We start from the raw sequence: 22,082 nt of genomic DNA, 5'->3' as shown, positions 1-22,082 counted from the left end.
AGCCTCAACTCTTATTGAGAATCACCTCAGTTATTGCTAATTCACTCTTGTTATTGCCACAATTCGATAAGATTTGTTTATTGTCAATTAAGACAAATTGCTCTGGTTAATGATTGATCACGACAGACTATTCAAAGAATTGCTCTCCACCTTTTTCATCGAGTTCATCGAGTTATTTTTCCCTCAAGTGATGACTTATCTCGAACCCGACTCGATCGCTTTCCTGGATAAAGAAGTTTTCACTGATGTCACCGCAGGAGAGCGTTACGAAGCAGATTTACTGGTAAAAGCTCAATTTCAGAATCGTTCATCCTATTTCTTAGTCCATGTTGAAAACCAATCCTACAACCAAGCCAACTTCAACAAGAGAATGTTTCGCTATTTTGCTCGACTTTATGAAAAATACGACCTACCCATTTATCCTGTAGTGGTCTTTTCCTACGACAAACCTCAAAAACCAGCAGCCAATAGCTATCAACTAGAATTTCCCGACTTCAAAGTACTTGAATTTAACTATCGAGTCTTGCAACTAAATAAACTTAATTGGCGAGACTTTCTCAACCAGCGCAATCCTGTAGCATCAGCACTTATGGCAAAAATGCAGATTGACACAGAAGATCGCCCTAAAGTGAAAGCAGAATGTCTGCGCTTATTGGTCACCCTAAAATTAGACCCAGCTAAAATGCAATTAATTTCAGGATTTATCGATGTCTATCTCAACTTAGATGAATCGGAAGAACAAGTATTTCAAACCGAAATCAGTACAATTGAATCAGAAGAGAGGTCACAAGTTATGGAAATAGTTACCAGTTGGATGAGGACAGGAATCAAACAAGGAAGACTTGAAGGTAGGCAGGAAGGATTTCAACGGGAAACTGAACTAATCCTTCGTCTGCTCAAGCGGAAAATCGGTCAACTAACACCAGGAATAGAAGCACAAGTCCAAGGTTTAGAAATTGAGGAACTAGAAAACTTAGGCGAAGCATTGCTTGATTTTGAACGATTAGAGGATTTGACAGTTTGGTTGGAAAATTTATCAGCTTCTCGCTAAGTCTCTTTTCCACCCAATCAATTGCTCTCATTCAGGGGCGATCGCGATCAGGCAAAGCTAGTGGCTATGCGATCACACATAAAACTTTCTCCTAAAAATCAAAAGAAGAAAATACCATAGAATTTGTCTCATTAACTTATGCCCAAAAACTTTTGGTACTGATAACTGATAACTGTTCACTGATCACTGATTATCCCATTCTGTCGCAGCATCTTGAACAGCTTGATCTACTGTCTTTTCTCCTAACATAGCTGCTTGTAAATTTTCGTAAATCACTTTTTGCAATACCTGAAGATTATCCATCGCGGGAATTAAAACCTCGGCGTCCTTTAATTGCAAAGCACTAACTTTTCTGGCTTGTTCAATTGGGGTGATAGTTTCTTGTTGTTCCAATTCCTTAATATATTGATTAACCGCATCAGTAGTTGAAGGGAGTACATTAGCTTCTTTCGCAAAAGCTAATTGATTATTTGTATTGGTCACAAACAAAGCGTAATCCAAAGCCTTCTCTGGTTGATTGGTATCTTTAGGAATAGCTAGATTCATCACAGCAACATTTTTTTTGCCAGTTTTGCCAGTAATTTGGGGAGCTGCTGCGGATACTTCAGCGATAGTAGGTGCATTAGTCGCGATCGCAGTTAAAAATTCTGCCCCAGACGATAAAAACGCTGTTTCCCCTGCTTGATACAACTCCACTGCATAACGATGTCCCTGAGTAAGAACTTCTGGCGGCAATAATTTATCCTGATATAATTCCACCCAATAACGAAAAGCCGCTCGACCCTCAGGACTATCAAAAGCCGCTTGACCCTCATCATCAACTAAGGTAACTCCCATTTGCACCATTGATTCTAAAACCTCTCCCGAATCTCCCGGGGCAAAAGTCACGAAAAAAGCATATTTTCCCGTTTGATTTTTGATTTGTCGAGCTGCGGTTGCTAATTCTTGATAATTTTTTGGTGGCTGTTTAAGGCTGGCATCAGCAAGTATTTTTTGATTATAAATAGTCACCCTTGTAGTCAAATACCAAGGTAGCCCAAAAGTAAAAGGTTCACAATTATTATCTTTACAAACCTCAATACTACTTGCTTGCCAAATCTTCGGTAAATAAGTTTTTTGCTCTTCAGGAGCCACTATTTCATCTAAATCTAGCCAAGCATTCCGTGACGCTAATTGAGAAGCAAAATTGGGGTTGAGATTCACCACATCAGGGGCAGTCTTAGCCGAAATTGCTGTCAAAATCTTACTTTCCATGGCTGACCAAGGAATATCGATCCAGCGAATTGGCATTGCTTTATCTTGGGCAAAAGTATTATTTATTTGTTCAAAATAGCTATTGAATTTTGGTTGTAGCTGCATCGTCCAAAACTCAATCTCTTCAGAATTATTATTCTGTGTACTGGCACAGCCACCTAATCCACTGATAAGCAAACTAACTGATACCCAACGACAAATTTTTAGTCTTCTCACAATATTTTTCCTGGAATTGAACAGATTGGTAAATGAGCTCGTCAAGATTATAAAACAAAAATTAGGTAATTTTTACTAGTAAATAAATAAAAAGATTTCCTTTTTTCGGTATAAGCACTTATTCTTGAAAATCATTTTTTGCAGCTACAATATCCTAGACAGATAACCATAATAAAGACCTTTAAACCCCAGTCAGTGTTTAACTTAAAAAAAAACATTTGACAAGGGACAAATTATATAAATAAACCATCATCATTAATAGCCATTCTCATTAATATATTTTTGGCAACAACCAACCGAGGATTAGTCAATGCTCAAAAAAATTACCAATCTATTCGCAAAAAAACCTGATGTGGTGGGGATAGAAATTAATCCACAACGGATTAATATTACTCAGATTGCTAAGCAGGGTCAACAATATAAATTATTGACTAATGTATCAGCCGAAATGCCGGAAGGTGTTTACGAAGATGGTCAGATTATCGATTCGCTGACTTTGTCGGAGTTAATCAAAGACACTTTCAAACAAAATCGGATTAATGCCACACAGGTTATTACTGCTGTGCCAATGCGAGAAGCCATTATTCGGTTGATTCCTGTTCCCGCAGAGCTTGATGAAGAAGAGCTCAAGGATATGGTGATGGTTCATGAGGCGGGGATGTATTTACCCTATCCCAGAGAAGAAGTAGATCTTGACTATGTCAAGCTGGGCTATTTCATGGATGAAGATGGGATTGAGAAAGTCAATGTGTTATTGGTGGCTACCAAACAGGAAGTTACCGATCTCTATTTAGAAATTTTTGAGCAAGCCGAATTGAAATTGCGGGTCTTAGAAATTAATAGTTTCGCTTTGATTCGGACGATCAAAGAGCAACTCCGTCAATTTGGCTCTCAAGAAGCAGTAGTTCTTGTCGATATTGAATTTGATAGCACGGAAATTGCCATCATTGTCGAGGGCGTTCCTCAGTTTTCGCGGACAGTTCCCTTTGGGGCCTCTCAAATGCATCAAGCCTATGCTCAAGGTATGGGTTTACCAATGTCTGACGATCTCGACCTGCTAAAAGACATTCAATTAATGCCCGGTGCTCACGATGGCGATGAGACGGGGGCAACTCAGATGAATCCTGGGATATCGGCTCTTCTAAAAATTATGGGAGAGTTAATCGAAGAGCTCGGTCGTTCGATTAATTTCTATCTCAATCAAAGTGAAGACCTCGAAATTGCCCAACTACTCTTAGCGGGCCCGGGGGCTGGAATTGAACAGATAGATGATTTTTTTGCTCACAGACTAAACTTACCTGCGATGCAGGTCGATCCTGTAGCTACTTTGGCTTTAGAAGTTAGTAATGACCTATCTTCAAGCGATCGCTTTGGCTTGGGAATTGCTTTAGGTTTAGGACTTCGAGAAGTTGCTTAATAAGATACTAGGAGACCACCAATCGTATGTTTAGTTTAGACATTGACTTTCTCAAGGATCGTGGTTTGGATGCTGCGATCGCCAAAGAAACACATATAGAAAAGGCATCTTCGTCAATAGCCGATAAAATACCCATTATCGCTGGAGCTATTATTGCTGTAGTCCTCCCGTTTATGACCTATAGCTATTCGAAGACCTTTGCTGGCAATCAAGCCAAAATGCAACAGGAAATTCAACAGCTAGAAGCTGCTATAGCCAAAGCCCAAGGAGAATCCAAAACTCTAGAGGAAATTACAGCTCAAGTCAAAAAATCTGAAAGTGAGACCAAAGCTCTAGTTGGAGTCTTTGAGAAAATCCGACCTTGGTCAGCAATTATTCGGGAAGTCGGCGATCGCACCCCTCCAGGAATTCAAATCGGCTCCATAACCCAAAGTGGTTCTGGAAATAATATTAAGCTAAAAATTACCGGCAAAGGTCGTTCCTATAGTGAGGTTAATGACTTCGTCCTATTTTTGCAACGCTCACCTTTTTTCAATGAAGACAAAATTATTTTAGGCACCGTCAAAAATTCTAGTTGGAATGTTCAACTGAGTAATGAGGAAGAATTGACAAAAGAGATTAACCTAACTCTTCCCGATGGCGTCGACTATAGCATTGAGGCTCAACTTGCTAACAAACCAAATTCTGAGTTAGTCAGAGAACTGAATAGTAAGGGTTCACTGGGATTGTTAACTCGGCTGAAAACTCTTGAAAGTAAAGGAGTAATTATTAAATGACTTTTGCTAATGATTTTATCGATGGAGATCAAAGTTTAGACGATGATTATCCTACGGCTTTTGGGATTACTTTTTCTCCTGTCGTAAGTTGTATTCTATTAAGTGTTTTGGGAATTGTCGGCGCTGGTTATATTTATATGAATATGGTTGCCCCAGCACAAAAAGCCTCTAATACACTAAAAACTCAACTTAAAGAAAAACAGGCCCAACTCAATCAAGTTCAACAACCAGGATATGAGCAAAAAATAACCAAGCTTAAGGCTCAAATTGCAGAACAGAAAGCATTGAAAGCTAAAGTTATCTCAATGTTTACGAGCCAAAATGATCTTGAAACATTACTTATTGATATTAATAGTTTTATTTCAGCCAATCAGGGAGAATTAATAAAATATACTCCCGACAGCATAATTTCCACTATTGATGATAATTCCTTAGGAGCAGAAGTGCAGGGTAAATTGAAGAAAAAAGGTCTTGATTTAGAAATTAAGGGTACTTTTTCCCAAACGCAAGCTATTTTGCAAGATATTGAAAGACTAGAACCCTTATTGATTATCAAAAATTATCAATCTGATGTTGAAACAAATCCCACAGCAATTCTCATCAGGAATCAAGGCCAAATATTAGCTCAAGACACAGCAGTCTTAAATACAAAATTAAAAATAGATGCAATTTTACCCTTGAATCAAAATGAATTGGAACAAGCAAGAGAAACTCAAGAAACAGAAAAAAAATCGCGAGCTAATACCAAAGAAAAATCGAAAAAATAAAATAGTAACTAATCCAAAACCATAATAATCTTGAACCAAACAAGATTCAGTATAAATCATTAAATAGTCATAATTTGAGGTGTGAGTAGTGAAAATTAATTTGTATTCCCTAAGTTTGCTAACAGGAGCTACGGCAGTTTTATTAACAAATCCATCATCTTTAGCTGCAACAAACAAGATTGAAGATGCCGTCTTAACTCCTAAAATGCAGGGTGTTGAATTAAGATTAACAACAAATAATAAAAATACAGAAGATACGTCATTTATGACTGTCATTGAGGATAATATTGTCAAGACAACTATTCTCGACACAGAATTACAACTTTCTCATCAAGAAGATTTTCTACAAACAACGCCAGCTCAAGGAATTGAGCAGATTAGTATAAATGAAATTGGGGAGGGCAGCACTCAGATCACTTTCACTTCAACCCCGAATATGTCATTGGAACCGACTATTGAGACCCAAGGAGACGATTTGATTTTTGGACTCAATCCGATTCCCCAGTCGGATTCTTTGCTCAGTCGAATTCCTTTTCTCTCAAATGTTAGTAGTCTTAAGTCCAAGCTGCCATCATTTCTCGTTTCCCAGGCGACAAAAGATGATCAAAAATCAGATGATACTGAGAAAACATTGTCGAATAGCAATAATAATATCTTAGTTCCAGACCCTGAAATTATCATTGGCGAAAGTGTAGAAGGCTTTGATAATGGCTTATCAACGGATCAAGATCCTGAGGAAGAATATCTGCCTAGAGCAGTTGCTCCTCCTGTTGGAGATATTGCAGTGTCAAATATTAGTACTTTCGCAGATACGATTGATCTTGGTTCTAGTGCAATGATTCCTCGACTAGTTCTCCGAGATGCCCCAGTGCGAGAGGTTTTGTCTTTGCTATCTCGACAAGCCGGCTTGAATGTAGTTTTTTCAGTAAGTGCCGAAGATGAGGAGGCTGAAGAGGCGAGTTCGCCTGAAGGACCGACAATTTCTTTGGATTTAGAAAATCAGTCGGTGCAGGAAGTATTTGACTCAATCATGTTGATTTCGGGCTTAAATGCTAGTCGTCGGGGAAATATTATCTATATTGGGGCAAAGCTCCCAGCTCAGGCCCGCAATCTTATTAGTCGAACTCTTAGACTCAACCAAGTCAGAGCGGAAAATGCGGCTTTATTCCTAGCCAGTCAAGGGGCACAAGGTCAAAGGCTAACTACAGAAGTTGAAGAAACTGTCGATCCTGAAACTGGCAGAGTTGTTCAAAGAAGAGAGCTGCCTGCATCCTTAGAGGATTTGGGCGGGCCAGCTCAAGATGAAGAAGATAATACTAGTGCTTTGTTATTGAGAGGATTACAAATTGCCACGGATGACAGACTAAATTCAATTACCCTTGTGGGAGAGCCTCGTAAGGTAGAAACCGCAACCGCATTTATTACTCAATTAGATGCTCGTCGTCGGCAGGTGGCAGTAAATGTCAAAATTCTTGATGTCAATCTAGATAATCAAGATCTTTTCAACAGCAGTTTTTCTTTTGGGGTGAACGACACTTTCTTTATCCAAGATCAAGGGGCTGCAACTTTAAGATTTGGCGAATCTGCTCCGGCTAGGAGCGCTGATATCAATTCTGCTCAAGGTAGAGTGACAAATCCTCCAACAATTGTGAACCCTTTAGCCGGAGCTAATACTTTTATTGATCTCAATAACACTACTGGAGTTCCTGGAACTCTCCCTGGCTTGATCGATGGCAATACAGGACAAGTACTTATTCCTAGAGGGACAGGAAACTTTTTTAATCGAAATATTGATGCTTCTAGTAATCCCTTTCGTACTGGCCTAACAGATTTTACTTTGGCTGAGGACGGCACAATTACATTTAATGATGATGGGACTTCAACCTTTACCGCTGGAACTGATGGCACAGCAACCTTCGGATTACCAAGTCTGTTTCAATATCCTAAACAATTCCTCGCCCAATTAGAAGCTCAGATCACTAGTGGTAATGCGAAAATTCTTACCGATCCAACTTTGGTGGTTCAAGAAGGACAACAAGCGACAGTGAAATTGGCTCAAAATGTCATTGAAAGTGTCAAAACTGAAATTGATGGTGATAGTGGGACTAGAACGATTACCCCAGTTATCGTGGAAGCAGGTCTGGTTTTAACTGTTAATGTAGAGAGAATTGATGATAATGGTTTTATTGGTCTTTCGGTAAGTCCCACAGTCAGTTCAATTGGTTCCACTCAAGAGTTTGATAGTGGTGCTGGGGCCAATAATATACTTAGCCTCTTAAGTAAACGAGAGGTGAGCTCTGGGTTAATTCGCCTGCGAGATGGTCAAACTTTAATTCTTTCTGGTATTATCCAAGACCAGGAGCGTAGCACAGTATCTAAAGTTCCTATTCTGGGGGATATACCTCTTCTCGGTTCTTTGTTTAGAAGCTCGACGAAAGATAATGAAAGAGCTGAGGTGATTGTCTTACTGACTCCTCAGGTAATCGATGAACAATCAGGATTTGGTTATAACTATACTCCTGGTAAAGAGGCTCGGGAGATGCTTCGTCAAGGTGGTTTAGAGCTTCCTTAAGTCAGTTAACAGTGATCAGTTATCAGTATTTTTTCGCCCCTTTTTTAATTAAAGAGGGGTTTTATTTTGTTGCTGGGGAAGGCGTTATAATAATTCGGCATTAAGAAATATTACAGGAGCTATGATGAGTAACGCTACAGAGAATGACATAACAAAAGAGGTCAAATATGGGGAAAGAGCGATCGCAGAGGGTGAGTTAATTACTTTTCCCAATCCGAGAATGGGCCGACGCTATAAGGTGGATATTTCTTTGCCTGAATTCACTTGTAAATGTCCTTTTTCTGGTTATCCTGATTTTGCAACGATCAAAGTTACTTACTATCCAGATGAGAAAGTTGTAGAATTAAAAGCTTTAAAACTATATATTAATAGTTATCGCGATCGCTATATTTCCCATGAAGAAGTGATCAATCAGATTTTAGATGATTTTGTCGCTGCTTGCGATCCCCTAGAAGCCAATATAGTCGGTGATTTTAGCCCTAGGGGCAATGTTCATACGGTTGTTGAAGTTAGTCACGTTAAAACTGGTAATTAGGCATTGGGGGCAATCTTCAAGATATGGAGATATTGTACTTAAGAGCAAGAAGTATCTTAAATCATTCTGAATTCAATGAAGGCAAAAAGCATAGTCTAGAGGTCAGAATTTTTCAGGACAGGGACTCTCGACAGCTTGGTCTAATATAAAAAAACTAATTCTTACTACTACACTATAGGTAGAGTAGGCAATAATTTTCTACAATATATATGGTGTAGAATAGTCGTCCTTAGTTAGTTCTAAGGTTATTAAACTGTCGCGCGATTCTTTAGTAGTTAAGATTATATAAAAAAGTTATGCAAGGAAATATGTTGGCAAATCCTATATTTAATCCTAATGGTGACGATAGGGTGGAGAATCGCTCTATTTGGTTTGGTAACACTACCAATTTAATGCAACTTAATGATGTTCGTTATTCTTGGGCCATCGGCTTATACCAACAGATGCGCGAGAATTTTTGGATTCCACAAAAGCTTGATTTGACCCAAGATGTGACGGATTATTGGAATCTCACCACAGAAGAACGCCATGCCTATGATGGAATATTGAGTTATTTGACTTTTCTTGATTCGGTACAAACCTGTAATCTACCCCATCTCAAAAGCTGTGTTACCGCACCGGAAGTGAGTCTCTGTATTGCAGAACAGATTGCCCAAGAAGGAATGCATAATCAAAGCTATCAATATATTATTGAGACTGTAATCCCTAGCGATCGCAGAACTGCAGTCTATGAATTTTGGCGGACAGATCAGGTATTAGCAGAGCGTTGTGAGTTTATTGCGGGTATTTATCAGCAATATATCGACTCTCCGACAGAAGAGAATTACTTTGTGGCATTGTTGGCAGATTATTTGCTAGAAGGGATGTATTTTTATAATGGTTTTATCTACTTCTACAATCTGGCATCTCGGATGTTGATGCCGGGAAGTGCCGATATTTTTAAAATGATTAACCGCGATGAATTATCTCATGTGCGTCTCTATCAAAAACTGCTTCCCGAAGCAATGCGCTTATTTCCCCATTCGGTTGAGCAAATTTATGAAATGTTTGATCGCGCAGTCCAACATGAATGTCGTTGGACTAATCATATTGTGGGAGAGAATGTGCTGGGAATCACTAAATCGAGCACCGAACAATATACGAAGTATTTGGCGAATATGCGTTTACGGGCGATCGGCTTAGAGCCTTTATATTCGGGCGAGCAATATCAAAAAAGTCCTTACAAGCATCTAGAAAGATTTTCTGATACCAAGAAAGCAGGACATACTAAGGCTAATTTCTTTGAAGCAGGAGTTACTAGTTATGTAATGTCCTCCGGTGTGGGCGGCTGGGACGAGATTTAAGGGACTAAATATAATGTAATTGATTTTCAACTTAGCTAATTCAAATAGGGTTTATAGCGTTTCTCAGATTCATGAATTACACTTTTCTGTTCCCTGTTCCCCGTTCCCTATTCCCTAATAGTGATATCTTATGTATCTCACTAATTAGATAAGGGCCATAGCTAGGTTGGAGCCGTAATTGAAACAGTAATTTGCCCTTCGTTGTCGGTTAAACCTGCGCCATATTGACCTTCTAGATCATCATTAATGCAGAGTTGCAGGTGACCAGCTTGGCCACTGGGAATACTCGCACCATTGCCAATGAGGAAAGACGGGTTATTGCCAACACGACCGATTAAGGCTCCTTCCTTCGCACCAACTAATGGGTAACCATCTTGAGTTGCTGTTATATCTGACCCATTGGCATTGTATAAATTGCCATTATTGACCTCAGGGTTTGCGGTCCAGAGTCCACCAACATAATTGATGTTGTAGCCATCGCCAGTATTTACGTAGCCAGCATTTTGCCATGCTTGGGTGGCATCTATATTAAAGTCAACCTTCTCCCACTTACCTATTTGAGAACCAATCAAGGTGACATTGCCTCCAGTGCTCGCACTTCCCTTGGGCAAGACTGGCCGCTTATCATATACATCGCCTACCCCATTTTGAAAGATTAGTCGCTTACCGGGTAGTTTTTGAAAAATAATTACATAGGAAGATCCACCATATTGAAAAGTTCCCATTTCTTGCCCTTTTGTCACTGATGCATTGGCTTTCATGCATGGATCAAACACTATGCTGGATACTTCGCTCATGCCTAAAGGTATGCAACATACATAGCCGTAATCTTCAGTTTTAAAAACGATCAAACCTCTGGCATTTACTTGTGCTAAATAGGGGAGAGAAGAAGTTGTTGCCCCCGCAAAGTCCGGAATAACAAGCTTGTTAAAATAGTAACCAGGCACGGAAATAGGATCAAATAAAACTTTACCTTTTACTGGACACCACCAACGATGATAGTTGTAAGGGTTTAGATAGGTCTGAAAAATTGACCCATCTGTAAACAAATCAACCAGGTTATATTTATCGAGCACTTGCTGTTGGGCTGGGATATCGGAACTGAGTATATTGGCTAGGGAGTAGGTCATATCTTTAAACCAAAATACGTCTTTTGCCGCTATATTTTCGTCCCACCGGAATAAAGAGCCATCGTTGGCACTGACAACGATTTGATTATTGTTAGGCTGCGCAACAGGACGAGATGCCTCTTGATCTTTAAACTGTCGAGTGAAGAATGAATTCCACGAGTTCCAGTATGGCAGGTTCTCATTGTCTTTTTGCCAAACTTCAAATTGATATTGTTGTTTTGCTTGCGGTGACAGCCACTGCTCACCTTCGACGCTGAAAACTGTATTAGATGCTTCTGAGCAGAGGAAGCTACTCCAAACGTTTAGGATATCACCCATTTTTTCATTGAACATTGGCAAACGGAATAAGGTCATGCCACTTTGCGTAGGGTCTATGCCGACTACGACAGCAGAGAAGGGTAATCCGACAAGCTCATTTTCGACAAATTGCGGCGCTTGGTTCAATAGATTGTTAAAAGCATTGAGCAAATCATCTTTACTCGCAATTCGTGGCACATTGACTGCCTCAGCTGCCTGTAAGTTAGAGTCTATGATATTGCTATTTTCTTCACATGCGCTGTTGATGAGAAAAGTGAGAACATCATTACTTTCAAGTAGTTTGTTTAATGCCTCAATACATGGCGCATAGTCAGTGGGCTCGGCCCCTAAAATATTTTCCAAAAATTTAGCCATGGCCTTACTCGAAGGCATCGGCAGCCAGCCACTCTGAACATTGAACGGAAAATGCGGATTGGATTCCATCTGTGCATGGATATGATCCACACTATCAATTGCTCTAATCTTAGATGAAGGGTTTTGATACAGCATCTTAGCTCCCCTTAAGTTTCCTTGTTAAAATTAGTACTCAATATATGATTATACAAGGAACTCCCTAGATAAGTAGATTGGGATAATTAAACTTAACTATGGTTTGCTGTTGCAGATCAGATTTAATTTTTAAGCTAAAAGTACTTTAGAAGTTAACTGTAGTCCAAGATAAATAGTATTCACTCCTGGTCTGAGTTACTGGAAATAAGAGCGGCAGCACTTTGCTCAGTATCTAATTCTTCCCTCTGTCTATCTATTTCAATTATCGGGCTTTGCGTAGGAGCCATCTTACCACTAAACCATTTAGCATAAAGTAGCGAAATAGCTATAACAATGGCAAATATAACTAGCAGAAAAACGACTTCAACTATTAGGATAAAATGACTATCACGATCAATCTTTTGCTGAAGCTTGCTGTTTATTCCTCTCTCTTCTTCGATCCTCTTATCGAAGAAGCTTCTTTCATTTTTTAAATCTTCTCTTGCTAGCTGTCTTTCTGCATCTAGCTTGCTTGCTAAAGATTGGGCTCTATTGGCTAGAGTTTCATTATTGGTGATGATCTGTTCAACTTTGCCGCCATTTCTGGCAACCTCTTCAACTTGCTTAGTAAAATCGAAAATTTTCTGCTCTAGCAATTGTGCCTTCAGATCAAGATCGTCCTCACGTTGTTGAAGGTTTTCTTCTCGAATTTTCAGGGCATCCTCTCTCTGCTCTAGTGATTCACGAAAAATATCAACATCTTTGAGTTTCACTTTAGTTGCACTCAGAGCAACTCTCAACCTCGTAATTTCTTCCTGTTCTTGAGAGGATTGTTCAAGGCACTGATCATAACGCATTTGATATTCCTGCCCAAACAGCCCTAAAAATTCTTGGTTTTGCAATCCTGGGAATAACAAACTGGAAAAAATTAAAATAGGAAGAATAAATTGCATTATCGTAAGTCCCATAGTCAATAACATGATATTAACTTTGTCTCTGCTTTTGATACATTTTAAGGGTATCTAGACAGGTAATTAACGCAACAATTACATGGTTGTGGCTAGTATTGGGAAAGATAACATAATGCGATCGCGCTTCCTAAATCGCAGTCCGTAAAATCAATAATCTATAAGAAACCCAAAAAGATTGCTAAAGGTAATACGATAAAGCCGATCGCGATCAATAAAGCAAAAATTAACGCGATCGCATAAACCGCCGGACTCCAAGTAGAATTCAAAACCCCCAAAGATTGCCAAGCACTCCAAAAACCATGCCGTAGATGTAATCCCAACAAGAGCATCACCCCTAGATAACCCAATGTATAAAAAGGATTACGAAATGTTTCAATTACTAATCTTGCCAAGTCTCGCATCACGACTCCATCAACAGAAGTTTGATAGTAAGTCCCAAACTTAAAACTCGCCAAATGGAAAACTAAAAAGATCAACAAAACTAGTCCGGTAAAAATCATGGAAACAGAACTGAGAGATTGTTTACTAGGGTTGCCCGCAGACTTCAGCATATTATATTTAACAGGTCGCGATCGCTCACTCTTAATGCGAATCGCAATTCCCAATCCCGCGTGAATAATCACCGCCCCCAATAAAATGAACTCAACTACAGATAGTAGAACTCCCCAGCTATCAATAAAATGCGCTAATTGGTTATAAGAGTCGGGGCTTGCCAACAAAACTAAGTTGCCCAGCATATGAACACAGACAAACAAAGTCAAACCTAGGCCAGTAAGCCCTGTAATAATCTTTTTCCCAATAGAAGAATAAAATAAATTAATTAGTTTTGAGCGATCTTTGGTTACAGTCATCAGTCCTCAGCTATCCCCATTCGAGAGCAAGTCAGTTATCAGTTACCACTTTAATGCCATCAGTCCTTATCCCTCATCCTTTATCCCTCATCCTTTATCCTTCATCCTTTTCTACTTGTTCCTTATTTATGAGATAATCCTTAGAGGATATTTTAAGATTTGTTATATTTTATTAAGTTGATGAGTGAACCAGGTAAGGAAAAAACGCCAAAAGAGCCAGGTCAGGAAAAAACATTAGCAGAACAAGCGCCTTCTAGTCATGAATGTCGTTCTTGTGGTTATGTTTATGAGCCGGAAAAAGGGGATAACCAAGGCAAAATAGCTCCTGGTACGCTGTTTACCGAACTGCCAAAAACCTGGCGTTGTCCAATTTGTGGAGCGCCGACTTCTCAATTTATTGATATCGGAGCAACTGGTGCCCCTTCAGGGTTTGCCGAAAATTTAAATTATGGTTTTGGAGTCAACCGCATGACTCCTGGACAGAAAAACCTCTTGATCTTTGGGGCTTTAGCTTTAGGATTTTTGTTTTTTCTAAGCTTATACAGTCTTAACTAATCCACATTTTTTGATATAAACAAGTATATGAATCTATTGAGACAAAAACTCAAACAAATAGTCGTTTTCGTAGTTGTTAGTCTATTTTGTATTAGCTGTAGCCAAATTCCTTCGACTACCACTAATCCTTGGAAAATTCTAACTTTACCAACCGAGGCAATCTTTGCTGATATCGCTTTTACTGATGATCCCAATCATGGATGGTTAGTTGGCACAAAAGCTTCTTTATTTGAAACCACAGATGGTGGGGATAGTTGGTCAGAAAAAGTTATTGATTTCGGCACTGAAAAAATATCCTTTAGTGGCGTTAGCTTCTCTGGCGATGAAGGTTGGATTGTGGGAAAACCCTCTATCCTCTTACATACTAACGATGCTGGAGCAAATTGGTCACGAATTGCTCTAAGTAGTAAGTTACCAGGAAGTCCTGATGGTATTATTGCTCTAGCAGCCAATTCTGCGGAGATGGTCACAGATTTAGGTGCCATCTACAAAACTACAGATGGTGGTGAGAATTGGAAAGCTTTAGTTGAAGGTGCTGTCGGGGTAGCTCGTAATATTGAACGTTCTGCTGATGGTAGATACGTCGCTGTTTCTGCAAATGGTAATTTCTACTCGACTTGGAAACCTGGTCAAACTGAATGGACACCCCATAATCGTAACTCTTCTCGTAGATTGCAAAATATGGGCTTTAGCTTAGATGGTGATCTATGGTTATTGGCTCGTGGAGGTGTAGTTCAATTTAGTCATACAGGAGAAGAAGGAGAATGGAGTGAAGCTATTTATCCCGAATTTTCTGCTAGTTGGGGACTCCTAGATATTGGTTATCCAACAAGCGATGAGGTTTGGGTTGCTGGGGGCAGTGGCGAATTGCTATACAGTCCTGATGGCGGAGAAACTTGGCAAAAAGATCGAGAAGTAGAAGATGCTCCTTCTAATCTTTATAAGGTAATATTCCAATCTCCCGAACAAGGATTTGTGTTGGGGGAAAGAGGGGTTTTGCTCAAATATGAACCAAGTTCTGCTGCCGCTTGAATTATCTCTCATGAGTTATGAGAGAATTATGTAAACTATGGTAAACAACTTTTAAGAAAGGAGAAACTCAACTATGGCAGGTACTACTGGGGAACGACCATTTTCTGATATTATCACCAGTGTTCGTTACTGGGTAATTCATGCAATTACCATTCCGATGCTCTTTATTGCGGGATGGTTATTTGTGAGCACTGGCTTAGCTTACGATGCTTTTGGTACACCTCGTCCCGATGAATATTACACTCAATCCCGTTTAGAGTTGCCAATTATTAGCGATCGCTTTGACGTGAAACAGCAAATTACAGAATTTAATCAATAAAAACATTTACAAAATAAATAGGTGAACAATATATGACAAGTCAAAATCCCAATCAACCAGTCTCCTATCCCATCTTTACCGTGAGATGGTTAGCAATTCACACGTTAGCAGTTCCTTCTGTTTTCTTCTTGGGTGCGATCGCGTCCATGCAATTTATTCAACGATAGGTGAAACAATAATGGAAAGAAATCAAAATACCAACAGACAGCCTGTAGAACTAAACAGAACTTCTCTTTATTTAGGATTACTTCTAATTGCAGTTCTAGGTATCTTGTTCTCTAGTTACTTCTTTAACTAAAAGAGTTTAATTATTTAATTTATTCAAAGCAAGCAAGTAGGAGGAAAAAAATGTTTCAAGATGGAAGGATTCCCCTGTGGATCGTCGCAACTGTAGCGGGAATGGGCGTTATTGTCGTTGTCGGCACCTTTTTCTATGGTGCTTACGTTGGTGTAGGCTCTGCTATGTAATTTGTGAAATGCAGGCGGATAGAAGATCTTAACCCTCTTGACGCCTTGGAAAAAATCTTACAAATTAATCGGCCGTCTGTGAATTATCAACAGGCGGTCTTTTTCCTGCTTTTAGATGGTTAATTCTAAGGTAAAACGTTGATAGTATAAGTTAAATTAAAATCTGGAAAATTTGCTCCGTTATTAGCTGTTCCTCTAATTTTCAATTCATAGGAGCCTGTTTGCGGAAATGTAATCAAAGCTCCAGGAATTTCTTGATATTTACCAACATTGACAGCCTGCAAAATAGGATTCAAGATTGGCTGATCTTCCTGAGCGCGAGGTAAAGCATAAACTGACAATTGACAGTCGCATTTAGACAAAGGAATGATTGCGCCTCCTCGGCTAGTTAAGGCAAACCAAGCTTGAACTTTTTCCCCCATTCGAGGATTATCATCCGGTTCAATATGTAAAGTTCCAGCCACCTGATTCGATATTTCCACCTTATGAGCTAGAACGGGAAATGTGAGCGAGAATGAAACCAGCAAAAGTGAGTTGATAATTGCACTTGGTATTTTGAGTGCTTTAAGTCTTATGGGCATTTGATATTTAAGATTAATTTCAAACTCGTTAATTGTACTTACATTGTAATTAATTTTAGTTTTCTAGGAAGCATTAACAACTAGCTAAATGCTGGATATATATACTAAAAATTACTTAAATATTTACGAGCAATCAGAGTATTTACTGCCAAGATATTTGTCAGCATAATATCATCTTCATTTCTAGATAAAATCTAAAATATATCTTTAGAGATTAAATAATGTTCATTAAAGAAAATTGATGCCATAATTTTTATTAGTAGTATTAATTAATAATAAAGTAGGGATATAAGTTTGGAACTTAAGCAAGAAAGATTAATCGAAATCACGAAAATAGCTTGTTCAATAGCCTGGGGTGCAGCTGATATTCTCAGTTCTTATTATCATGGACAGGGAGAGTACACAGATTTAAATGTCAAAGACAAGAAGGACGGTCCTGTCACGGCAGCAGATCTAGCAGCAAATAAATATATTGTAGAGAATCTACAAGCACAATTTAGTGATGAAGATTTTGGTTATCTCTCCGAGGAGACCTTTGATGTTAAAAAAGCTGAGCCTGTTGCCAAAGATTGGGTTTGGATTATCGATCCTCTAGATGGGACAAGAGATTTTATCGATAAAACAGGAGAATATGGGTTACATATCGCCTTGGCATATCAAGGGCGTCCTGTAATTGGACTTGTGGGAATTCCCGAAGCGGGAAAATTGTACTATGCACTTAAAGGTGAAGGTACTTTTGTGCAAACCAAAGAAGATAAAAAAAACACTCCAATTAGAGTCTCTCAGCGGGAAAAACTAGAAGATTTATATCTAATTGTTAGTCGTAGCCACCGTGATGAACGTTTCCAGAAATTAATTGATTATCTACCACTTAAAGGTAAAAAATATATGGGAGGTGTCGGCGGTAAAATATCGACTATCTTGGAGCAAGAATCTGATCTGTATATTTCCTTGTCGGGAAAATCTGCTGCTAAGGATTGGGATTTTGCCGCACCTGAGATTATCCTGACCGAAGCAGGAGGCAAGTTTTCCTATGCAGATGGCAGCCCTGTTTTGTACAATCAAGGAGATGTCATAAAATGGGGTTGTATCATGGCAACTAATGGGCATAGCCATGATCTCTTATGTGATAAAGCAACCTCAATTATCAAAGAAATAGATGGGGAATTGTAAAAAGGTGTTAGGTGTTAGGTGTTAGGTGTTAGGTGTTAGGGCAATGTTTATCAAGCTCTAACACCTTGTTTTTTGATTTAACTTCAGTTCGGCGAATTTTTTTTTTGATTAAATTTCCCAAGTTAAACAACGAAAGTAATAGTCTTTTTCCCAAATCCCCAAATTCCCAAATCCCCAAATCCCTATTCAAAACTAGCAAATTTTGTACTTATCGAACTCACGTTGATTTAGTACCTGTCAGTTTTCAACAACAGAATTTTTAGCTTGAACTACGATTTCTTGCATTTGAGGAGTCTCGAAGAATTTTTTAGTGTCTTCGATCAGGCGATCGCCCCAAAGATTTTCGACTAAAAATTCAATCTCAGCATAACGCTCATCAACTTCTAGGGCAGAGATGCCCATTTCCAAACCTTTTTTAGTATCACCTTGGGCATAGAATGCTACTGCTAAGGCCAATTTAGGTTCGCTCTGCTCAGCGTCAATTTCTAGGGCTTTTGACCAATTTTTGATTGCCTTATCTACATTTCCCTGTTCATATTCGACCAATCCCACATTGTTAATGGCTGGCCAAAAACTCTCCTCTTGAGAGAATGCTTTTTTATAGGATGCGATCGCCTTGTCAAATTTTGCTAACTTTAAATAGGTATTACCCAAATCAAATAGAGCTTCAGGTGAATTCTCTTCAATTTCTAATCCCGCTTGGAGTTTCTCTAAGGCAATTTGATATTCCCCCTGTTGGAAATAAGCATTTCCCAAACTGAACAAAATCCCTTCTTGATTGGGTGCTAATTCTTCTGCTTTTTCTAAAGCGGTGATTCCCGGTTCAAGCTCACCGAGTTGGGCATAAAGACTACCCAAAATAAACCAAGCCTCATAATTATCTGGAGCGAGCTGTACCGCCAATTCTGCGCGGGGAAGTGCTAGTTCATATTGCTGAAACTTAATCAGTTGCACAGCATCTTGTAGAAGTTGTAAACCCTGATTTTGCAACTTTTCAGAATTGATTTGAGGGGCATAGGGCAAAAGAGCCTGACTACTGACAGGAAAATCTGCCGCAGCGATTAAACCAGCACAAACAATAGAAGACAATAACCAATTAACTCTGGGCACGATATAGCCTCAACACAAATTTACTTTACCTTTCCTAAAGATCTATGTTAGTGGCATTTTTCCGTATTTTAAACATTATACATAGGAATAAATTCCTCAAAAGCTTACTCAACAAGGAATTACAGTGTTTTGAATTAATTGAAATCGCTGCGAAAGTTTCTGAGCCCGAACATTTTTGTTAGGAATCCGTACCTAGATTTCCCACAAAGCCTAAAAGTATAAAGTTAAAATAAAACCATTAAGTCTTTTAACGATCTCTATCTTCTGCCTTCGTTTATCTTTACTGTCTCAGACCAATATATGCAGCTTTCTTTACTTGGGAAAAAAAAGTCCCTTCCTCTTGGGATACTTGCGATGATAACCGGAGGAATGGTTATGATTGCCACAACGACCTATGTTGTTGTGCAAAGCTCTGGTTCGCAAATAACCCTCGAAGAGCTCACTGTGCCAGTCGTCAAGGATAATTTGAAGGTGAAGATCTCAGCCAGTGGGAAGGTAGAACCGATTAAAAGTGTGAATGTCAGTCCCAAAAATCCTGGTCGTTTGATTGAATTACGAGTGGAGCAAGGCGACAAAGTAGTTGCTGGGCAAACTCTAGCTGTCATGGAAAACTTGGAAATTCAAGCTCGGAATGCCCAATCCCAAGCCCAATTGCAGCAAGCTCGCGCTAATTTACAACAAAACAAGGTGACAATTGCCGGGGATATTCGTCAGTCCCAAGCTCGATTAGCTCAAAATGAGGCTCGTTTGGCACAAGCGAAAGCGAGAATCCCCAGGGAAATATCGCAAACCCAAGCCCAACTACAATCGGCAGAATCGCGATTAAAGCTTACTCAAGAGCGGATGAAACGAAATCGGTATTTGGTCGAAAAAGGGGCAATTTCTCAGGATAGTTACGATGAAGCATTTAATGAAAATCAAAATGCTTTAGCTGGCATCTCAGAAGTTAAACAGCAGCTGGAACAGCTTGAAAATACTCAACATCCAGAAATCGATCAGCTAGAGGCGATCGTCGCAGAAATGAGGTTGGCTCTTGAGCAAAGGGAAAAAAGTTATCAAGATGAAATCAATGCTTTGCAGGCTCAGGTTGATCTAGCTCAGGCGAATCTGGAGCAATCGCAGATTCAATATGATGACACTATCGTCAAAGCCCCCTTTGAAGGCATTATTACCCAGAGATATGCGGTCGAAGGTGCCTTTGTCACCCCTTCAACTTCAGCATCAACTTCGGCTTCGGCTTCGGCGACTTCTATTTTGGCTTTGGCTCAAGGTTTGGAAATTATTGCGAAAGTTCCCGAGGTCGATATTGGACAGCTCTATCAAGGACAAAAAGTTGAGATTATCGCGGATGCTTACCCGGAAGATACTTTCACCGGAAGAGTGAAACGCATTGCTCCAGAGGCGATCGTTGAGGATAATGTGACTTCTTTTGAGGTACGTATTTCTCTGTTGACAGGGCAGGAAAAATTACGTTCTAAGATGAATGTGGATATAACTTTTTTGGGTAAAGAATTGAACAATACTCTGGTTGTTCCCACCGTGGCGATCGTAACTCAAGCGGGAGAAACAGGAGTAATGATTTTGAATGAGGAAAACAAACCGGAATTTATCCCCGTAAAAATTGGACTAACTCTGCAAGATAAGACTCAAATAATTGATGGGGTTACTGCTGACGAGCGAGTTTTTATCGATATGCCAGATAATCGCCAAAGATAAAAAATCTCTACTGTTTGGGCTCTTCCTTATCTTCCTTCCAAAATACGCGGCTACGATTGGGGGCAATATTGGGACTATATTCTTCCATTAATATTGGAGTTTGCTCAGAATCAAAATTACGATTCATTTGCTCGCGCAAAATTTCAACTCTTCTTTCAGTTTCTTCTACTTGAGACTGAATTTCTTTTAACTTAGCTTTTTGCGAAAAATGATAGGGGACTAATCTCATCACGGAAATGACAGCAACCGCGCCTATTACGAAGCTAAAAAATAACTTAAGACTAATCTCTGCTACAAGTCCTTGTTGCAGGGGATATTTTCTAGTTTTGCGCACTGGGGCATTACCCTGAGAGATCTCAGAAACAGTGTGATCTCTGTTTTTTTCACTTGGAATTTTCATGAATTCCCCACCAGGAATCTAATTGGGACTCCAGGATAGCAATTTTCGAGCAATCCTGCCAATCTCCAAAAAATACGTCTTTTGAGTTTCACAATTAAAAGCTTAAAAATATTAAACCCTCTGAATCTTTTTTAGAGAAATGCAATCTGAAAATGTAACTAGTAAACTAAACATATAGGCAATATATCTGGCATCTGCCCAGCATATTTTAGTCTGCAATAAAATAATAATGAGACTTATAAACTAGATGATTCCAACCGTTATTGAATCTTCGGGTCGCGGAGATCGCGCATTTGATATTTACTCTCGCTTACTTAGAGAGAGAATTGTCTTTTTAGGACAACAAGTGACCGATGAAATATCAAATTTAGTGGTTGCTCAACTTCTGTACTTAGAGGCGGAAGATCCTGAAAAAGATATCTATCTCTATATTAATTCTCCTGGCGGTTCTGTCTCAGCAGGCATGGGAATGTTCGATACTATGAATCAGGTTCGCCCTGATGTTTGTACTATCTGTATTGGTTTGGCTGCCAGTATGGGAGCATTTTTGTTAAGTGCGGGAGCCAAGGGTAAACGGATGAGTTTGCCCAACTCAAGAATTATGATTCACCAACCTCTTGGTGGTGCTCAAGGACAAGCAACAGATATCGAAATTCAAGCTAAAGAAATTTTGTACTTGAAAAATAAGCTTAATCAACATCTAGCAGACCATACAGGACAACCTCTATCAACAATTGAAGAAGATACAGAAAGAGATTTCTTTATGTCTTCAGAGGAGGCAAAAGAGTACGGTTTAATTGACCAGGTAATTACCCGTAAGCCTTCGGCAACCAATCCTCCTGAAATCGCTTAGTATCCAGTATTAAGTTAGCGCGTCACATCCGCTAACTTAATTTCATAGTACATTTATTCAATCGTCTTTGATAGTTGATGTTGACTAGAATTATTGGCGTTGCTGAATCCAGATATGAATTCGTTTCGCGCAAAGGCGCAAAGACGCAAAGAAAGAAGCAAAGAAGATTAGTCCAAAATTCTTTCATGTTTTAAATCAGCAACGCC

Annotated in this window: 23 protein-coding genes; 16 read left to right on the top strand and 7 right to left on the bottom strand. The window is 39.3% G+C overall.

Translation table 11 applies throughout. The features are described from left to right. Positions 1-109 precede the first annotated feature (109 nt). Positions 110-1,051 (top strand): DUF4351 domain-containing protein, encoded by a 942-nt coding sequence (locus tag XEN7305_RS15805; RefSeq protein WP_006510466.1) that lies wholly within the window; start codon positions 110-112, stop codon positions 1,049-1,051. Positions 1,052-1,234: 183 nt separating this feature from the next. On the opposite strand, the gene XEN7305_RS15800 is transcribed toward XEN7305_RS15805, so the two are convergent. After that, positions 1,235-2,521 (bottom strand): ABC transporter substrate-binding protein, encoded by a 1,287-nt coding sequence (locus tag XEN7305_RS15800; RefSeq protein ID WP_006510465.1) that lies wholly within the window; start codon positions 2,519-2,521, stop codon positions 1,235-1,237. 310 nt (positions 2,522-2,831) lie between these two features. Between XEN7305_RS15800 and pilM the strand changes: the two genes are divergently transcribed. From pilM to XEN7305_RS15770, 6 genes are all read left to right on the top strand, one after another. Then, the gene (gene pilM / locus XEN7305_RS15795) at positions 2,832-3,938 is read left to right on the top strand and encodes a type IV pilus assembly protein PilM (RefSeq protein ID WP_006510464.1); all 1,107 of its coding nucleotides are present in this window, start codon (positions 2,832-2,834) and stop codon (positions 3,936-3,938) included. 26 nt (positions 3,939-3,964) lie between these two features. After that, on the top strand, positions 3,965-4,714 hold the full coding sequence (locus XEN7305_RS15790; RefSeq protein ID WP_006510463.1) for a PilN domain-containing protein: 750 nt from the start codon (positions 3,965-3,967) through the stop codon (positions 4,712-4,714). Next, on the top strand, positions 4,711-5,481 hold the full coding sequence (locus tag XEN7305_RS15785; protein WP_006510462.1) for a hypothetical protein: 771 nt from the start codon (positions 4,711-4,713) through the stop codon (positions 5,479-5,481). Before XEN7305_RS15790 ends, XEN7305_RS15785 begins: the two co-directional genes overlap by 4 nt. A gap of 88 nt (positions 5,482-5,569) precedes the next feature. Beyond that, complete coding sequence (locus XEN7305_RS15780) at positions 5,570-8,053, top strand: secretin N-terminal domain-containing protein (RefSeq protein WP_006510461.1); 2,484 nt, start codon at positions 5,570-5,572, stop codon at positions 8,051-8,053. 124 nt (positions 8,054-8,177) lie between these two features. After that, positions 8,178-8,588, top strand: coding sequence for a preQ(1) synthase (queF, locus tag XEN7305_RS15775; protein ID WP_006510460.1), 411 nt, complete (start codon positions 8,178-8,180; stop codon positions 8,586-8,588). A 308-nt stretch (positions 8,589-8,896) separates the two neighbouring features. Then, a complete protein-coding gene (locus XEN7305_RS15770; RefSeq protein ID WP_040898219.1) occupies positions 8,897-9,931 on the top strand; it encodes a ribonucleotide-diphosphate reductase subunit beta in 1,035 nt (344 codons plus the stop codon). Positions 9,932-10,092: 161 nt separating this feature from the next. Here the strand turns inward: XEN7305_RS15770 and XEN7305_RS15765 are convergent, their stop codons facing one another. The 3 genes from XEN7305_RS15765 to XEN7305_RS15755 form a co-directional block, all read right to left on the bottom strand. Continuing rightward, positions 10,093-11,868: a phosphatidylserine decarboxylase family protein gene (locus XEN7305_RS15765; protein WP_006510458.1), complete on the bottom strand. Its 1,776-nt coding sequence runs from the start codon at positions 11,866-11,868 to the stop codon at positions 10,093-10,095. A 179-nt stretch (positions 11,869-12,047) separates the two neighbouring features. After that, complete coding sequence (locus XEN7305_RS15760; RefSeq protein ID WP_006510457.1) at positions 12,048-12,800, bottom strand: hypothetical protein; 753 nt, start codon at positions 12,798-12,800, stop codon at positions 12,048-12,050. A 173-nt stretch (positions 12,801-12,973) separates the two neighbouring features. After that, positions 12,974-13,669 carry a succinate dehydrogenase cytochrome b subunit gene (locus XEN7305_RS15755; protein WP_006510456.1) on the bottom strand — a complete coding sequence of 232 codons (696 nt, stop codon included), beginning with the start codon at positions 13,667-13,669 and terminating at the stop codon, positions 12,974-12,976. A gap of 180 nt (positions 13,670-13,849) precedes the next feature. On the opposite strand from XEN7305_RS15755, the gene XEN7305_RS15750 reads away from it, so the two are divergent. The 6 genes from XEN7305_RS15750 to XEN7305_RS27730 all read left to right on the top strand — a co-directional run bounded on the left by XEN7305_RS15750 (position 13,850) and on the right by XEN7305_RS27730 (position 16,043). Next, positions 13,850-14,224 (top strand): rubredoxin, encoded by a 375-nt coding sequence (locus XEN7305_RS15750; protein WP_040898194.1) that lies wholly within the window; start codon positions 13,850-13,852, stop codon positions 14,222-14,224. A gap of 27 nt (positions 14,225-14,251) precedes the next feature. Then, entirely contained in the window at positions 14,252-15,256 is a 1,005-nt protein-coding gene (locus XEN7305_RS15745) for a photosynthesis system II assembly factor Ycf48 (protein ID WP_006510454.1), read from the top strand. A gap of 73 nt (positions 15,257-15,329) precedes the next feature. Continuing rightward, positions 15,330-15,575, top strand: coding sequence for a cytochrome b559 subunit alpha (psbE, locus tag XEN7305_RS15740; RefSeq protein ID WP_006510453.1), 246 nt, complete (start codon positions 15,330-15,332; stop codon positions 15,573-15,575). Between the two features lie 32 nt (positions 15,576-15,607). Beyond that, positions 15,608-15,742 carry a cytochrome b559 subunit beta gene (psbF, locus tag XEN7305_RS27740; protein WP_006510452.1) on the top strand — a complete coding sequence of 45 codons (135 nt, stop codon included), beginning with the start codon at positions 15,608-15,610 and terminating at the stop codon, positions 15,740-15,742. 11 nt (positions 15,743-15,753) lie between these two features. Next, positions 15,754-15,873 (top strand): photosystem II reaction center protein L, encoded by a 120-nt coding sequence (locus tag XEN7305_RS27735; protein ID WP_071591360.1) that lies wholly within the window; start codon positions 15,754-15,756, stop codon positions 15,871-15,873. Between the two features lie 17 nt (positions 15,874-15,890). After that, positions 15,891-16,043, top strand: a complete 153-nt coding sequence (locus XEN7305_RS27730; RefSeq protein WP_255325067.1) for a photosystem II reaction center protein J — start codon at positions 15,891-15,893, stop codon at positions 16,041-16,043. 125 nt (positions 16,044-16,168) lie between these two features. On the opposite strand, the gene XEN7305_RS15735 is transcribed toward XEN7305_RS27730, so the two are convergent. Next, positions 16,169-16,507, bottom strand: coding sequence for a hypothetical protein (locus XEN7305_RS15735; RefSeq protein ID WP_238568988.1), 339 nt, complete (start codon positions 16,505-16,507; stop codon positions 16,169-16,171). A 411-nt stretch (positions 16,508-16,918) separates the two neighbouring features. Between XEN7305_RS15735 and XEN7305_RS15730 the strand changes: the two genes are divergently transcribed. Beyond that, complete coding sequence (locus tag XEN7305_RS15730) at positions 16,919-17,797, top strand: 3'(2'),5'-bisphosphate nucleotidase CysQ (RefSeq protein WP_006510449.1); 879 nt, start codon at positions 16,919-16,921, stop codon at positions 17,795-17,797. Positions 17,798-18,034: 237 nt separating this feature from the next. Here XEN7305_RS15730 and XEN7305_RS15720 read toward each other — a convergent pair whose 3' ends face one another. Then, on the bottom strand, positions 18,035-18,907 hold the full coding sequence (locus tag XEN7305_RS15720) for a tetratricopeptide repeat protein (RefSeq protein ID WP_006510448.1): 873 nt from the start codon (positions 18,905-18,907) through the stop codon (positions 18,035-18,037). Between the two features lie 300 nt (positions 18,908-19,207). On the opposite strand from XEN7305_RS15720, the gene XEN7305_RS15715 reads away from it, so the two are divergent. Beyond that, positions 19,208-20,623, top strand: coding sequence for an efflux RND transporter periplasmic adaptor subunit (locus XEN7305_RS15715; protein ID WP_040898190.1), 1,416 nt, complete (start codon positions 19,208-19,210; stop codon positions 20,621-20,623). A 7-nt stretch (positions 20,624-20,630) separates the two neighbouring features. Here XEN7305_RS15715 and XEN7305_RS15710 read toward each other — a convergent pair whose 3' ends face one another. Continuing rightward, entirely contained in the window at positions 20,631-21,023 is a 393-nt protein-coding gene (locus XEN7305_RS15710) for a hypothetical protein (protein ID WP_006510446.1), read from the bottom strand. Between the two features lie 247 nt (positions 21,024-21,270). Here XEN7305_RS15710 and clpP point away from each other — a divergent pair, with 247 nt between their 5' ends. Beyond that, positions 21,271-21,876, top strand: a complete 606-nt coding sequence (gene clpP / locus XEN7305_RS15705; RefSeq protein WP_006510445.1) for an ATP-dependent Clp endopeptidase proteolytic subunit ClpP — start codon at positions 21,271-21,273, stop codon at positions 21,874-21,876. The last annotated feature ends 206 nt before the right edge of the window (positions 21,877-22,082 follow it).

Origin of the sequence: Xenococcus sp. PCC 7305 (assembly GCF_000332055.1) — a bacterium.
In the GTDB taxonomy this organism is placed as follows: domain Bacteria; phylum Cyanobacteriota; class Cyanobacteriia; order Cyanobacteriales; family Xenococcaceae; genus Xenococcus.
The sequence above is the reverse complement of the archived record's forward strand: the minus strand, read 5'-3'. Positions and strand labels throughout refer to the sequence as shown.